A 13,717-nucleotide genomic window follows, 5' to 3' on the forward strand; every position below is an offset into this window, starting at 1 on the left:
ATTCAGATCAGCGTCGAGCGGTACGGGTTTGTTCCCCGTCTCCGACCGTCACGCGCCCGCGCAACCGGTCGCGCCGGGCCGCCTGTCGGGCCCGTGCGTCTCGAACGCGCGGTGGTGTTCACGCGTTTGACGGAATCCGGTGGTCGCGAGTCCGGCGCCGCTGGATCCGCGACCGGTGACCGGTCGGGTCAGCGGTGGGCGGAACCCTTGGGGCGCAGGGCCCCGAGGCGCTCCAGGAGCAGGCCCTCCCTGGTGGACCAGGGGGAGATCTCCACGCTCGTGGCCCGGCAGGCCTCCATCAGGGCCTCCGCGACCAGCGCCCCGGCCAGTGACTGCCCGGCCCGGTGACGTGAGATACCGGGCAGCCGGCCGCGGCCCGCGGACCCGTTCTTGGCCAGCACGCCGACCGCGGCCCGTACGTCGTCAAGGGTCAGCCGCTGCGGGGCACCGGAACGGTCGCGGCCGGCGTTGGTGGTGTAGCGGGCGAGCTGGGTGAAGGTCTTGGAACAGGCCAGCACGCGCCCGTCCGGCTCGGCCCTCGGCAGGTCGGCCACCTCGGTGAGGCGGTCGCTCAGGTGGTCGCGTACCTCGGCCAGTCGCCGCTTCGAGGACACGGCCTCCCCGAGTTTCCAGTCGCGGGTGACCGTCCGGGCGCCCAGCGGCAGGGAGAGGACCGTACGGGGCTGCTTGGCCGTGCCGGACGCGATCTCCACGGTCCCGCCGCCGATGTCCAGCACCAGCAGGGAACCGGCCCGCGTGCCCGCCCAATGGCGTGCGGCCACATAGGCCAGGCGGGCCTCCTCCTCGCCGGACAGCACCCGCAGCCGGGTGCCGGTGGCGTGGGCCACCTGGGCGAGGACCTCCTCGCGATTGGGCGCGTCGCGAATCACCGACGTGGCGAAGGCGTACACCTCCGGCAAGGACTCCCGGTCCTCCGCGAGTGTTTCGGCCACGGCCCGCTGCACACTGCGTACGCCTGATTTGCCCAGCCGTCCCGTGGCGTCGAGCGTCTCGTGCAACTGGAGCCGTACCTTTCGGGACAGCACGGGCTCCATGTCGACCCCGGCGCGTCGCCGCGCCACGGTGAGCAGCGCGCTGTGACATCCGACGTCTAGTACACCTGCCTGCCGCACTGTGTTAACCACCCGTTTTCCTGCCGAAGGAGATCTGCGAACTCACCATTGTCCCGCAAGGCGGCCACTGTGACGCGACACGATTTCGTTTCGGCTCTTCAGGGCGCTCTTCAGGGTGCCACGGCGACTCCGCGCGGCTGCCGACGGCGACTTCGCACGCACTACCGTGTTCCCCGCTGTCGCACGGGTGACGGGGCTCGGTGTCAGGTGACCGGGTGGCTCAGATCACTGTCCGGCGTGTCGGCCAGGGTCACCACGGCGGTGATCCGCTTGCCCACGGGTTCCCGGTGCATCTCGAAGGCGTGGCACACGGCCATCACGATTTCCAGCCCGTGCTGGCCGACCCGGCCCGCGTCGGCGGCCCGCGCCACCGGAAGGGTCGGGTCGGAATCCCAGACGGTCGCCTTCACGGCGCCCTGGTCGACCTCCAGCGACAACAGGCAGGGTCCGGCCGCGTACTTGACCGCGTTGGTCACCAGTTCGCTGACGACCAGGGGCACCATGCCCATCACCCGTCCGGAGACGGGCAGTCCGGCGACCGCCTGCACCCGCGTCAGGAAGTCACGGGTGAACGCCCGCGCCTGAGCGATGCACGCGGAGTCACCGTCGTACGCGACGGACGCCTCGATGAGTGCACCCCGCTGTTCTTGCTGTCCCGCTTCGCTCACCCGTCGGCCCATACGATCCGTCCCGCGTCCACCCTCTTCGACGTTCGGCGTCTGCCCCGGAAACGCCGCTTCACTCCACCCGGCCGCGTCATCGTTCGCCGGGGCCCGCCGCCGGGTCCCGGCACGGTCAGCCGTCGGCGATCGTCACGGTGACGGGGGTGCCGGCCTCCACCGTGCGGCTGACGGTGCAGAGCTTGTCGTGGGAGGTCTTGACGGCCCGGGGGAGGATCGCACGGGCGCGGTCGCCGGATTCGCCGTCCGGGAACGCCACGGAGAAGGTGACCGCGAGGTCGGTCATCCGGTTTCCGAGCTCGTCGGCGATCTTGTTTCCGGTCACGGTCAGGGTGAACGTCGAGGGCTCCGCATGACGGGCGGTCGCGACATCGACGTCGGCCGCGGTGCAGCCTCCGATGGCGGCGAGCAGCAACTCGACCGGGGTGAACGCGTCCTCCCCGTCGGGGCCGGAACCGGTACCGAAGGCGATCGTCCCGCCGCGCGCGTTCGTCGCGGTGAAGTGCCCGGTGCCGGTCCGCTCCACGGTGACGCGGCGCAGGTTGTTGTCGGTCATACCGCCGACCCTAATGTCGGGGCGCAGCACCCGCCTCGGATGCGCCTCCGCCCGGTCACCGACCGCGGCCACGCCGGCCGGTCGTCCGCCGGCGGAGGCTTTGCGCCGGCTGCCGAGGCGGAGTACGCGCGCAACCCCCGACGGCCTCGGGAAGTCAGTCGGGTGGGTTCGGGCGGACGACGCCGAGGTCGTAGGCGAGGATGACCGCCTGGACGCGGTCGCGGGCTCCGACCTTCGACAGGACGCGGCCGACATGGGTCTTGACGGTGGATTCCGCCACGACCAGACGTTCGGCGATCTCGCTGTTGCTCCAGCCCTCGCCGATGGCGACGAAGATCTCGTACTCCCGCTCGGTGAGGGCGCGTACACGGGTGTCGTCCTGCGGTTTCCCGGTCGAGGAATCGCGGGGGAGGTGCTGGGCGTAGGCGTCCAGGAGGCGGCGGGTAAGGGCGGGGGCGATCACCGCGTCGCCCGCGGCGACCGCGCGGATACCGGCGAGCAGTTCCTCCGGATGGGCGTCCTTGAGGAGGAATCCGCTGGCTCCCGCGCGCAGGGCCGCGTAGGCGTATTCGTCCAGGTCGAACGTGGTCAGGATGAGGACGCGGGAGCGGCCGCCGGACGCGACGACCCGACGGGTGGCCTCGATGCCGTCCATGCCGGGCATCCGTACGTCCATGAGGATCACGTCGGGGCGGAGTTCGGCCGCCCTGCGGACGGCGTCGCCGCCGTGGGACGCCTCGCCGACGACATCGGTGTCCGGCGTGCTCTCCAGGAGCATGCGAAAGCCGAGGCGCTGAAGCGGCTGGTCGTCGACGATGAGCACACTGGTCACGCCGCACCGCCCGCGGCGGCCGACGGAGCGAGATCGGTGCCGGCCGGCGGCGTGAGGTCGAGGGTGGCCCGCAGGGTCCATCCGCCGCCGGGGGCGGGTCCCGCGACGACCGTCCCGTTGTAGAGGGCCGCGCGTTCTCTCATGCCGGGGATTCCGTGTCCTTCGTCGTCGTGCGGCCGGGAGCGAGGGGTGCCGGTGGCCGGGCCGGTGTCGTGGACGTCGATGTGCAGCAGGGTGTCCTCGACGCTCACCAAGAGATCGACGCGTGTCTCGGGGCCCCCGTGCTTGAGGGCGTTGGTGAGGGCCTCCTGGACGATGCGGTACACGGCCAGTTGGACGCCGCGGTCCAGGGTGCCCAGTTCGCCGCTGCTGCGGTGGACGACGCGCGGGCCGGCGGCCCGTATCCGCTCGCACAGGCCGTCGATGTCCCCGATGCCCGGCTGGGGGCTCAGCTCGGGCGTGGCGGGAGTCCGGGTCTGCTCGCGCAGGACGCCGAGCATGCGGCGCAGTTCGCCGAGCGCCTGCCGCCCGGTGTCACCGATGAGCAGCAGGGCCTGCTTGCCGCGTTCCGGCGCGAGGTCGCTCGCGTACGCGCCGCCGTCGGCGAGGGTGATGATGACGGAGAGGTTGTGACCGACGATGTCGTGCATCTCGCGGGCCACGCGGGTGCGCTCGGCGGCGGCGGCCAGCTTGCTGCGCTGGTCGCGTTCGACCTCCAGCCGGGTCGCGCGGTCCCGCAGGACGGCGAGTTGACCGCGCCGGATCCGTACCGCAAGTCCGAGCGCGACGGCCGCGGTTATGGTGCTGAACAGGAAGAACAGCGCGTCCAGGACATGCACGTCGGACGGCAGGCGTACGGCGACGAGCCCCAGCGCTCCGGCCGTGACCGCGCAGGCCGCCGGCAGCCGTCGCAGCTCTCCGTGCAGCACCAGGCTGTAGAGGGCGATCAGCACGGCGATGTCGGCGCGCAGCCAGACGCCCAGGGCCAGCTGGAGGATGAACACCGCGGTGATCAGGGCGAAGGCGAGAGACGGTCTTCTGCGCCGCCACAGCAGCGGGAGCACCAGTCCGGCCTGCAGCGCCAGCGTCCCCGGCCAGGGCAGGTGGGTGAACTGGGTGTCGAACCCATGGTGTCTGCCGTCGTCGTCGTGCACCAGATCCGGCACGCAGAACAGCAGCGCCACGACAGCCGTCACCGTCGCGTCGAGGATCCACGGACGCTTGCGGTCGCCCTGCTTGAGCCGACGGCCGAGGCGGGACAGCGCACGGGCCAGCGGGTGGTTCCACGGCAGGTCGGCCTCGGCGAAGGGCCGGTCGTCCGCCGGTTCGAGCAGGGCGGTGTCGTCGATGTCCATGGGAGTCACTGGTCCGCGCTCATGGGTCTCACCTGTCCATTGTGGGTCCGGCCGCGTCCTCGTACGTGCCTGCTCGTGTCCTCGTACGGGCGCCACCGCGCAGGTCGGGCGGGATGCCCGGTACCCGGACGGCACGACACCGGACCGGGTGATCCGGTCGGGTGCCGTGCCGGTCGTGCGGCGCGATGCGCGATCCGCGGTGCGCGGTCTGTCAGGCGTCCGAGCGGACGAGACGGTAGGCGGCACCCGCCAGGGCGAGCACGGTCCAGCCGAGGAAGACCACGAGACCGGCGGTGGGCGACAGGGCGGTCGAGTCGTGGGTCAGCGCGAACATCGACTCGCCCGCACTGCTCGGCAGGTACGGGCTGATGTTGTCCTGCCACGAGCTGGGCAGCAGCGAGATCAGGCCGGGCACCAGCATCAGCGAGGCGACCAGGACCGAGATGCCACCGGCGACCGAGCGGAGCAGGGCGCCCAGGGCGGTGCCGATCACGCCGACCAGACCGAGGTAGAGGCCCGCGCCCAGCAGGCTCCGGACCACGCCCGAGTGGGACATGGTCAGGGCCGCGGGGGTGCCGGAGACGATGCCGCTGTCGATCGTGAACGCGACGAAGACGCCGATGGTGGCGACGACGAGGGCGACCAGGCCGAACACCGCGGCCTTGGACCACAGCACCGGCAGACGGCGCGGCACGGCGGCCAGCGTGGAGCGGATCATGCCGGTGGAGTACTCACCCGCGGTGACCAGCACGCCCAGGACACCGAGCGCCAGCTGCGCGAAGTTCGTGCCGAACACGGAGAGACCGAGCGCGGTGGCCGCGACGTCGTCGCGGTGCATGGGGCGGCCGGAGTTCAGCTCGGACTTGTAGTGCGCGGCGGCGATCACGCCGAACCCGACGAGGAACAGGAGTCCGAGGCCGAGGGTGATCCAGGTGGAGCGCAGCGACCACAGCTTGGCCCACTCGGAGCGCAGTACGCGGCGTCCGGTGACCTTGTACGTCGGGCGTGCCGCCCGCACCGGTGCGGGCGCGGGACTGTCGGTGACGGTGACGGTGCTCATGCCGCCCTCCCAGAGGTCTCGACGGTGGCGCTGGCGTGGTACTCGACAGCGTCGCGGGTCAGATCCATGAACGCCTCTTCGAGAGAGACGGTCCGGGAGCTGAGCTCGAACAGCGGGATGCTGTGCTCGGCGGCCTTGAGACCGATCGCCCGCGGGGTCAGACCCGTCACCTGAAGCTCTTCGGATCCGGCCGTACCGGTGATCTCGACGCCGGGGCCGGCCAGTACCTCGCGCAGCCGGGCCGCCTGGTCGGTCGCGACGGTGACGGTGTCACCGCCGGCCTGCTGGATCAGCTCCCGCACGGTGGTGTCCGCCAGCAGACGCCCACGTCCTACGACGATCAGGTGGTCGGCGACCAGCGCCATCTCGCTCATCAGGTGAGAGGAGACGAAGACCGTACGGCCGTCCGCCGCGAGCCCGGTGAGCAGGTTGCGGATCCACAGCACGCCCTCGGGGTCCAGTCCGTTGACCGGTTCGTCGAGCATGATGGTGGCCGGGTCGCCGAGGAGTGCCGCGGCGATGCCGAGGCGCTGGCCCATGCCGAGGGAGAAGGCGCCCGCGCGCTTCTTGGCCACCGTCTGGAGGCCGGTCAGCTCGATGACCTCCTCCACCCGGCGGCGCGGAATGCCGTGGGTGTAGGCCTGGGCCATGAGGTGGTCGAAGGCGGACCTGCCCGGGTGGATCGACTTGGCCTCGAGCAGCGCGCCGACTTCCTGGAGGGGGGCGGTGTGCTGGGCGTAGTGCTTGCCGTTGACCGTGACGCTGCCGCCGGACGGCGCGTCCAGTCCGACGATCATGCGCATGGTCGTGGACTTGCCTGCGCCGTTCGGGCCCAGGAAGCCGGTGACGGTACCGGGCTTCACGACGAAGTCCAGCTGGTCCACCGCCGTCTTCTCCCCGTACCGCTTCGTCAGCTGATGTGCCTCGATCATCGATGTTCCCTTACGTTCGGGGGCAGGCCCCCCACCTGACTGCTCACCCTCAACGCTAGGAGACCATCGCCCCGGATCCGTGGCACCTGAGAGCTGGGTTGCCGTGCGGCCCGTAGTACCGCGGTATCACTCGGGTCGGGCGCTCGGATGACAGGTCCGGGAACCGGTGGACACTGACGGCCACCAAAATGGCAGAGCTGACAATTGACAGACCTGGCGCCAATGGTGAGGGTGTCACCATGCCAGAGAGAACCGAGAAGCCCGGTCTGCGCGAGCGGAAGAAGGACGAGACCCGGCGCGGGCTGCGCGAGGCCGCCGGGCGGCTCTTCGCCGAACACGGATTCGCGCACACGACCGTGGCCGACATCGCCGCGGAGGCGAACGTGTCGGAGCGGACCTTCTTCCGCTACTTCGACAGCAAGGAAGCCCTGCTGCTCCCGGACGGGATCGAGCTCTTCGCGCGCATAGAGGCAGCCTTTCTGGCCCGGCCGGACAGCGACACCCCGCTCGAAGCGGCCTGCGGTGCCATCACCGACGCGGTGTCCTACTTCGCCGCCAGCAGCCTGACCGCGCTGGCCCATCCGCTCGACGAGATCCGCGAGCAGGCGCGCGAAGGGCTGTCCCGGCAGTTCCAGCAGTTCGAGGAACGCCTCACCGAACTCGTCCTGGAGCGCCTCCCCGCGGGGGCTCCGGACACCGACCTGCAGGCCGCCGTGATCGCCAACTGCGCGCTGTCGGCCGCGCGCGCCGTCCTGCGCACCCTGCGCAACCGCCGTACGGCCCAAGTCCCCGTGGAACCCGACCGCCTGCTCCCGCAGGCGTTCACCTTCCTGACCATGATCGGAGCCACCACCTCGTGAGCCATCGCCGTCGCGTCGTCGTCACCGCGATATGCCTGACCGCCGCCGTCGTGGGAGCCGCCGCCACCGACCTCGTCGTGGAGCGCAAGGTGCGGAACCGGGTCGCGGAGGCGGCCGAGTGCCGCCTCGGCGCCACCAGGGGGGTGCAGGTCGACCTCGACGACACACTGGCCGGACTCGAGGCGCTCACCGGTACGGTCGGTGGCGTCCATGTCAGCGCCGAAGGCGTGCGCCGCCAGGGCACCGACATGGACGTCGACGTCCACCTGCGTGACGTGTCGACCGGCGGCGCCACCTCCGGCGGAACCGCCACCGCCACCATCGCCTACGGCGCCCTGGACGAGACCGTCGGCGCACAGGGCGGCGCCGACGCGAGCGGGTTGAAGACGGGCACGGACGGTACGCATCTCACCCTCATGGGCGCGGCGGGCAGCACCGGTATGCCCGTCACGGTGGTGACGAACCTGTCCACCACGGCCCACAGCCTCACCATCACGCCCGCCGACGTCCAGATCCTCGGTCGTGAAGTGCCCGTGTCGGCGCTCTCCGCGCTCCCGGGCGCCGCGGGCTTCGCCGACAAGCTGAAGCCGCGCACCATCGACATCCACAAGCTCCCGGACGGGGCCACGCTCGTCGGCGCACATGCCGGGAGCGACGGTCTCGTCCTGGACTTCAAGGTGGCGTCCGGCCGTCCGGAGCCGGCGGTGAGGACGGCGAAGGCGGCTTCCGGCTGCGCTTCCGGCCGGGCGCAGGCCGACAGCTGACCGTGGATACGACCTCCGCCCGGGGTGCTGCGCCCCTGTCCGGAACCGCGGTGAGGGCCGGGCGAGGGCGGGGTGGGGGGCGGGGTGACGGCCGGGCGACGGCGGGGTGAGGGCCGGCAAGGGCCCGGTGGTGGCTGGGTGAGGGCGCGGGCGGGGACCGAAGCCAAGGGAAATGGCATGGCTGACAATTGACGGCCCTGCCATCTTCCCGGTTAAGTTGTGGCAGTCCTGTCACTTCTTTTGGAGGCGCAGTGTCCCTTCCCCCTGCCCCCCGTCCGACGGTCCTGCACCGCACGGGCGCCTTCTGCGCCCGGCACCCCGTGTGGGTGATCGCCGTCTGGCTGCTGGTCCTGGCGGCGGCGTTCGCGGGCCGGCACGCGGTCGGGGCGACCTTCGGCGACCAGGTCAGCCTCCCCGGCAGCCAGACGAGCATCGGCGCGGACCTGCTGGAGACGTCCGACCCGGCAGCGGGCGCGGCAAGCGGGAAGGTCGTGTTCCACGTCGGCTCCGGGAAGGTGTCCGACCACGACGCCGGGCTGCGGACGACGCTCGACCGCCTGAAGCGGCTGCCCCATGTCACCGCCGTCGCCGCACCGGTGACCAGCTCCGACGGCGTGACCGCGTACACCGCGGTGTCCTTCGACCGGAAGCTCAAGTCCCTCGGACACGCCTACACCGAGCGGCTCGACGAGGCGACCGCCCCCGCCAGGGACGCCGGGATCGGCGTCGGCTACGGCGGCGACCTGCACGAGATCGTGCGCGCGCCCGCCAACGACGCCGCCAGCGAGGCCATCGGCATCAGCGCCGCGCTGATCGTGCTGCTGCTCGCCTTCGGCAGCGTCGCCGCGGCCCTCATGCCGCTGGTCACCGCGCTGATCGGCGTCGGCGTCGGCCTCGGCGTGGTCGGCATCGTGGCCGGCACCCTCACTTTCGCCACCTCGGCCCCCACACTGGCCACGATGATCGGGCTGGGCGTGGGCATCGACTACGCGCTCTTCCTGATCACGCGGTTCCGCCAGTACCTGATCGACGGGCACGATCCCGAAGCGGCGGTCGGCCGCACAACAGCCGTCAGCGGCAAGGCCGTTCTGGTCGCCGCCGGCACCGTGGCCGTGGCCCTGCTCAGCCTGTACGCCTGCGGTCTGACCATGATCGGGCGGCTGGGTCTGGCCGCCACCATCGCGGTGGTCGTCACCGCCGTCGCGTCGCTCACCCTGGTGCCCGCTGCCATGGGGCTCGTGGGCCGCCGTATCGACGTACTCCGTGTCCGCCGCCGACCGGTCGCCGAGAGCGCCGGGGACCATGACGGATGGCACCGCTACGCGCGCCTGGTCGCCCGGCACCCGTGGAAGTTCTTCACCGCGGGATTCGTCCTCGTCGCCCTCTGCGCGATCCCGCTGTTCTCGATGCGCCTCGGGCACATCGACGACGGCGCGGATCCGGCGGGCAGCACCACCCGCGACGCCTACGACTGGATAGCCGGAGCCGACGGTCCCGGATTCGGACCGGGCGTCAACGGACCCTTCACCCTCGTCGTCGACCTCGCCGACGCGACCGCCTCCGTCGGCCAGGTCGCGGACCGGCTCACCCGTCTGACGAGGACGGACGGCGTCGCCCGCGTGACACCACCGCGGCCGAGCCCGGACGGCAAGATCCTCGTCACCACGGTCGTCCCCACCACGGGCCCCCAATCGGCCGACACGGGCGCCCTGTTCGCCACCCTCACCGACACCGCCCTGCCCGACACCCTCAAGGGCACCGGCGCGACGGGCCGTCTGACCGGCAGCACCGCGGGCCAGCTCGAGTTCCGCGACACCGTCACCGAACGGCTGCCCCTCATCATCGGCATCGTGCTGGTCGCCGCGTTCCTGCTGCTGACGCTCGTTTTCCGCAGCCTGGTGATCCCGCTCAAGGCGGTCGTCCTCAACCTGCTCACGACCGGCGCGTCGTACGGCGTGCTGGTCGCCGTCTTCCAGTGGGGCTGGGGCGACGACCTGCTCGGCATGAGCGAGCCCGTACCGATCGAGTCGTACGTCCCGATGATGATGTTCGCCATCGTCTTCGGGCTCTCGATGGACTACGAGATCTTCCTGCTCTCCCGCATCGCCGAGGAGTGGCACGCGACCCGGGACAACGAGCGGGCGGTCGGCACCGGTCTCTCGCTCACCGGACGGGTCATCACCTGCGCGGCGCTCATCATGACGGTCGTGTTCCTGTCCTTCACCGGCTCACCGGCCGTCGTGGTGAAGATGCTCGCGCTCGGCCTCGCCATCAGCGTCGTCCTCGATGCCACCGTCGTACGCCTGGTCCTGGTGCCGTCCCTCATGTTCCTCATGGGGCAGGCGAACTGGTGGCTGCCGCGCTGGCTGGAGGGCCGGCTGCCGCACGCGACTGTCTGATTCCGGTGAACTCGGGCGGGGACGGCTCCCGGTGGCCGCTCCGAACCTGCCATCGGTGTCCGGGAGTAGGTGTGCAGGCAGCGGTGTCACGGCACCGCTGTCCCGGCACCGCTGTCCTGGCGTCCGGGTCCGCCGGCGCTCACGCGGGTGGGGGTGGCCGGGGCCGGTCAGGCGCGGACGGCTCCATGAGCGATCAGGCTTCTCGCGCAGTCCACCACCGTCCGGCGAGCGGGACGCGGCTGCCAGTCGAGGAGGCGACGGGCTTTCTCGATGCTGTGACGGTTGCGTCGGCCGAGGGCCGGGGTGATCTCGCGCAGCGACGGGTCCTTGAACCGGGCCAGCAGGCGTACGGCGAAGTCGGGGACCTGGCGGATCGACACCCGGCTTCCCTCGGGGCCGAGTTCCTCGCGCAGCATGCGAGCCATCTCCGCCATCCAGATGAACTCCCCGGTGGCGAGGAAGCGTTGACCACCGGCCTCCGGGGACGTCATCGCCCGGATGTGCGCGTCGACGAGATCACGCACGTCCACGACCTCCAGCCCGATCCTCGGAATGCCGCTCATCTCTCCGGAGAGCATCCGTGCGACGATGCCGACGGACCCGATGCCCTGTGTCGTGAGGACCGGGCCGAACACGGCTCCGGGGAGCACGGTGGTCAGTTCGGTCGGACCGTCGTGGTCGGCCATGAAGTCCCAGGCCGCGCGCTCGGCGAGCGTCTTCGAACGCCGGTAGGGGATCAGCGCCGGGTCGTCGGGATCCGTCCACAGCGTCTCGTCCGTCACGCCTTCCGTGGCGTACGACGAGGGGCTCGCCGCGTTCGCCGCCGACGTCATCACCACGCGTTTCACGCCGGCCGAGGTCGCCGCGCGCAGGACCCGCAGGGCTCCGTCGCGTGCGGGGACGATCAGCGCGTCCGGATCCTTCCCGGCCGCCATGCCGAGCGGAGACGCCACGTGCAGCACGTGATCGACGTCCTTCAGTGCGGTGTCCCAGCCCTCGTCGGCGGTGAGGTCGGCGACGGCGAAGGAGAGCCGGTCCGCCGGGTCGACGACGGTGGACACCGCATCGGTGACGTCCTTCGCCTTCCGCGGGTCACGCACGGTGGTGCGTACGTCGTAGCCCCGCTCCAGAAGCTCGGCGACGCACCATCCCGCGATGTAGCCACTGCCCCCGGTGACCAGAACCAGCTCGGCCATGATGTGTCCTCCACGGTGTGGATGATGATGTGGGAGAATGAAACGGAGGGCCCTCCGGTACGTTTCGAAGCTACCGGAGGGGTCTCCGTTTATCAATTCGTACGGGATGGACGGCCACTGCCTGTGAACGCGCAGCACTCGAAGCCGACCCGCAGGGACGCGCTCGACAACCGGGAGCGGATCCTCGCCGTGGCCCGTGAAGCGCTGGCCGAGGCGGGCGGTGTGTCGCTGACCGCCATCGCCAAGAAGGCGGGTGTCGGCATCGGCACGCTCTACCGCCACTTCCCGAACCGGGAATCGCTCATCATCGAGCTGTACCGGCACGACATCCAGCACCTCATCGATCTCGCGCCGGCGCTCGCGGAGTCGCACCCCCCGCTCCAGGCTCTGCGGCAGTGGTTCGACGAGGTCGCCCGCTACGGCCGGCTCAAGTACGGCGTTGCCGAGGTCATCCACGCCGCGACCGACCGCGGCCTCGACGACGAGTACTACGAACCCTTCCTCGGCGCCATCGCCGTGCTGCTCGACGCCGGAGCCGCCGAGGGCACACTCAAGGACGGTCTCGATCCCGAGGACGTCCTGCTGCAGCTCAGCGTGTTGTGGAGGATCGATCCGGCGCGCGGAGGCGACGTCCGTGCCGCGCGAATCCTCGACCTGATCGTCGACGGCCTTCGCAGGCCGCGCTCCGGGCCGGCGGCTTGACCGGTCCCGTTACCTGCTCCGTACTCGCCCCGGTCCCGGTTGCTGTCCCCGTCCCCGTCTCCGAACGGCTCGGACGTCTCCGGTCGAGCCCGCGGTCACCTCTGTCCCCCGCTCGCCGCAGCCGGGATGCGCCGATGTCAGGTCCAGCCGCCCAGGTCGTTATCATCCGATAGAGATGTTTCCTTAATATTTCTTTCATTGTGTGGCTTTTATCCCGGGGTGGTCGATGTCCCGCAAGCCGCCTACGGGCGACGACGACGAGCTGTTGGCCAGGCTCGGGTCGCTGACCGCCCAGGCGCGTGAACGCGCGGAGTTCCAGCGCTCGCAGGTCGAACTGGCCATCGCGCTGCAACGCGGCATGCTTCCCCGGGACATGCCGTCGGCCCCAGGATTCGATGTGGCCGTCCAGTACGCGCCCGCCTGCTACGGCCTCAACGTGGGCGGGGACTGGTACGACGCCTTCAAGCTGCCCGACGATTGCATCGGCCTGTCCATAGGGGACGTGCAGGGTCACAACATCGAGGCCGCCGCGTTCATGGGGCAGGTAAGGGTCGGCCTGCGGGCGCTGGCCTCCGTCACGAGCGACCCGGGCGAGCTCCTCGCCCGGACCAACGACCTCATCCTGTCCATCGGCACCGACCTCTTCGCGACCTGCACGTTCATGCGGCTCGACCCGGCCACCGGCGTGATGGAGAGCGCGCGGGCCGGGCACATACCCTGCGTCTGGGCGACGGCGGACGGGAAGTCCGGCATCACCGAGGACGAAGGCGGACCGCCGCTCGGCATCGAGGCGGGGATGCAGTACCCGGTGACCCGGCACCGGCTCACCACCGGCGGAGTCTTCGTCCTGCTGACCGACGGGGTGGTCGAGGGCCCTTCGATGACCGTCGACGAGGGGCTCGACCAGGTCGTACGGCTCGCCGGAATCGCCGCCGTCGCGGGCCTGTCGGCCGGTTCGCTGGCCGCCGCGGTGATCAGGGGCGCCGAGCGCGTGGGACACGAGGACGACGCGGCCGTACTCGTGGTCGGCCACGGCGCGCCCACCGTCCGGCCATAGGGCCACGAATGTCCGGCCTTGGGGGAGGCCACGACCGCCCGGCTCTTGACGAGGCCACGAGTGTCCGGCCCTCGGGGGAGGCCACTACCGCCCGGCCCTCGGGGCGCCACGACCGTTCGACCTCGGGGCGCCACCACCGTTCGGTCCCGGGGGCTGCCCATCCGGCCCCAGGACCGGATGCCGCTCGCCTC

At 71.1% G+C, this 13,717-nt stretch carries 13 protein-coding genes; 5 read left to right on the top strand and 8 right to left on the bottom strand.

Annotation, left to right across the window (positions count from 1 at the left end; genetic code table 11):
- Positions 1–188 precede the first annotated feature (188 nt).
- The 7 genes from N4G66_RS22890 to N4G66_RS22920 form a co-directional block, all read right to left on the bottom strand.
- On the bottom strand, positions 189–1,055 hold the full coding sequence (locus tag N4G66_RS22890; protein ID WP_391858866.1) for a Ppx/GppA phosphatase family protein: 867 nt from the start codon (positions 1,053–1,055) through the stop codon (positions 189–191).
- A 281-nt stretch (positions 1,056–1,336) separates the two neighbouring features.
- Positions 1,337–1,813 (bottom strand): ATP-binding protein, encoded by a 477-nt coding sequence (locus N4G66_RS22895; protein ID WP_261706033.1) that lies wholly within the window; start codon positions 1,811–1,813, stop codon positions 1,337–1,339.
- A gap of 115 nt (positions 1,814–1,928) precedes the next feature.
- Positions 1,929–2,369: an OsmC family protein gene (locus N4G66_RS22900; RefSeq protein ID WP_261706034.1), complete on the bottom strand. Its 441-nt coding sequence runs from the start codon at positions 2,367–2,369 to the stop codon at positions 1,929–1,931.
- Positions 2,370–2,523: 154 nt separating this feature from the next.
- Entirely contained in the window at positions 2,524–3,201 is a 678-nt protein-coding gene (locus N4G66_RS22905) for a response regulator (RefSeq protein WP_261706035.1), read from the bottom strand.
- Positions 3,198–4,556: a sensor histidine kinase gene (locus N4G66_RS22910; protein ID WP_261706036.1), complete on the bottom strand. Its 1,359-nt coding sequence runs from the start codon at positions 4,554–4,556 to the stop codon at positions 3,198–3,200. Before N4G66_RS22910 ends, N4G66_RS22905 begins: the two co-directional genes overlap by 4 nt.
- Positions 4,557–4,767: 211 nt before the next feature.
- Complete coding sequence (locus N4G66_RS22915) at positions 4,768–5,616, bottom strand: ABC transporter permease (protein WP_261706037.1); 849 nt, start codon at positions 5,614–5,616, stop codon at positions 4,768–4,770.
- Positions 5,613–6,548 carry an ABC transporter ATP-binding protein gene (locus N4G66_RS22920; protein WP_261706038.1) on the bottom strand — a complete coding sequence of 312 codons (936 nt, stop codon included), beginning with the start codon at positions 6,546–6,548 and terminating at the stop codon, positions 5,613–5,615. Before N4G66_RS22920 ends, N4G66_RS22915 begins: the two co-directional genes overlap by 4 nt.
- A 239-nt stretch (positions 6,549–6,787) precedes the next feature.
- Here N4G66_RS22920 and N4G66_RS22925 point away from each other — a divergent pair, with 239 nt between their 5' ends.
- The 3 genes from N4G66_RS22925 to N4G66_RS22935 all read left to right on the top strand — a co-directional run bounded on the left by N4G66_RS22925 (position 6,788) and on the right by N4G66_RS22935 (position 10,571).
- The gene (locus N4G66_RS22925) at positions 6,788–7,408 is read left to right on the top strand and encodes a TetR/AcrR family transcriptional regulator (protein WP_261706039.1); all 621 of its coding nucleotides are present in this window, start codon (positions 6,788–6,790) and stop codon (positions 7,406–7,408) included.
- Positions 7,405–8,172, top strand: coding sequence for a DUF2993 domain-containing protein (locus tag N4G66_RS22930; RefSeq protein ID WP_261706040.1), 768 nt, complete (start codon positions 7,405–7,407; stop codon positions 8,170–8,172). Before N4G66_RS22925 ends, N4G66_RS22930 begins: the two co-directional genes overlap by 4 nt.
- Before the next feature lie 251 nt (positions 8,173–8,423).
- The gene (locus N4G66_RS22935) at positions 8,424–10,571 is read left to right on the top strand and encodes an MMPL family transporter (RefSeq protein ID WP_261706041.1); all 2,148 of its coding nucleotides are present in this window, start codon (positions 8,424–8,426) and stop codon (positions 10,569–10,571) included.
- A 167-nt stretch (positions 10,572–10,738) separates the two neighbouring features.
- Here the strand turns inward: N4G66_RS22935 and N4G66_RS22940 are convergent, their stop codons facing one another.
- Complete coding sequence (locus N4G66_RS22940; RefSeq protein WP_261706042.1) at positions 10,739–11,767, bottom strand: NAD-dependent epimerase/dehydratase family protein; 1,029 nt, start codon at positions 11,765–11,767, stop codon at positions 10,739–10,741.
- A 123-nt stretch (positions 11,768–11,890) separates the two neighbouring features.
- On the opposite strand from N4G66_RS22940, the gene N4G66_RS22945 reads away from it, so the two are divergent.
- Positions 11,891–12,469 (top strand): TetR/AcrR family transcriptional regulator, encoded by a 579-nt coding sequence (locus tag N4G66_RS22945; RefSeq protein WP_261706043.1) that lies wholly within the window; start codon positions 11,891–11,893, stop codon positions 12,467–12,469.
- A gap of 226 nt (positions 12,470–12,695) precedes the next feature.
- Complete coding sequence (locus N4G66_RS22950; protein ID WP_261706044.1) at positions 12,696–13,526, top strand: PP2C family protein-serine/threonine phosphatase; 831 nt, start codon at positions 12,696–12,698, stop codon at positions 13,524–13,526.
- Positions 13,527–13,717 lie beyond the last annotated feature (191 nt).

Origin of the sequence: Streptomyces rhizosphaerihabitans (genome assembly GCF_025399795.1) — a bacterium.
GTDB lineage: Bacteria > Actinomycetota > Actinomycetes > Streptomycetales > Streptomycetaceae > Streptomyces > Streptomyces rhizosphaerihabitans.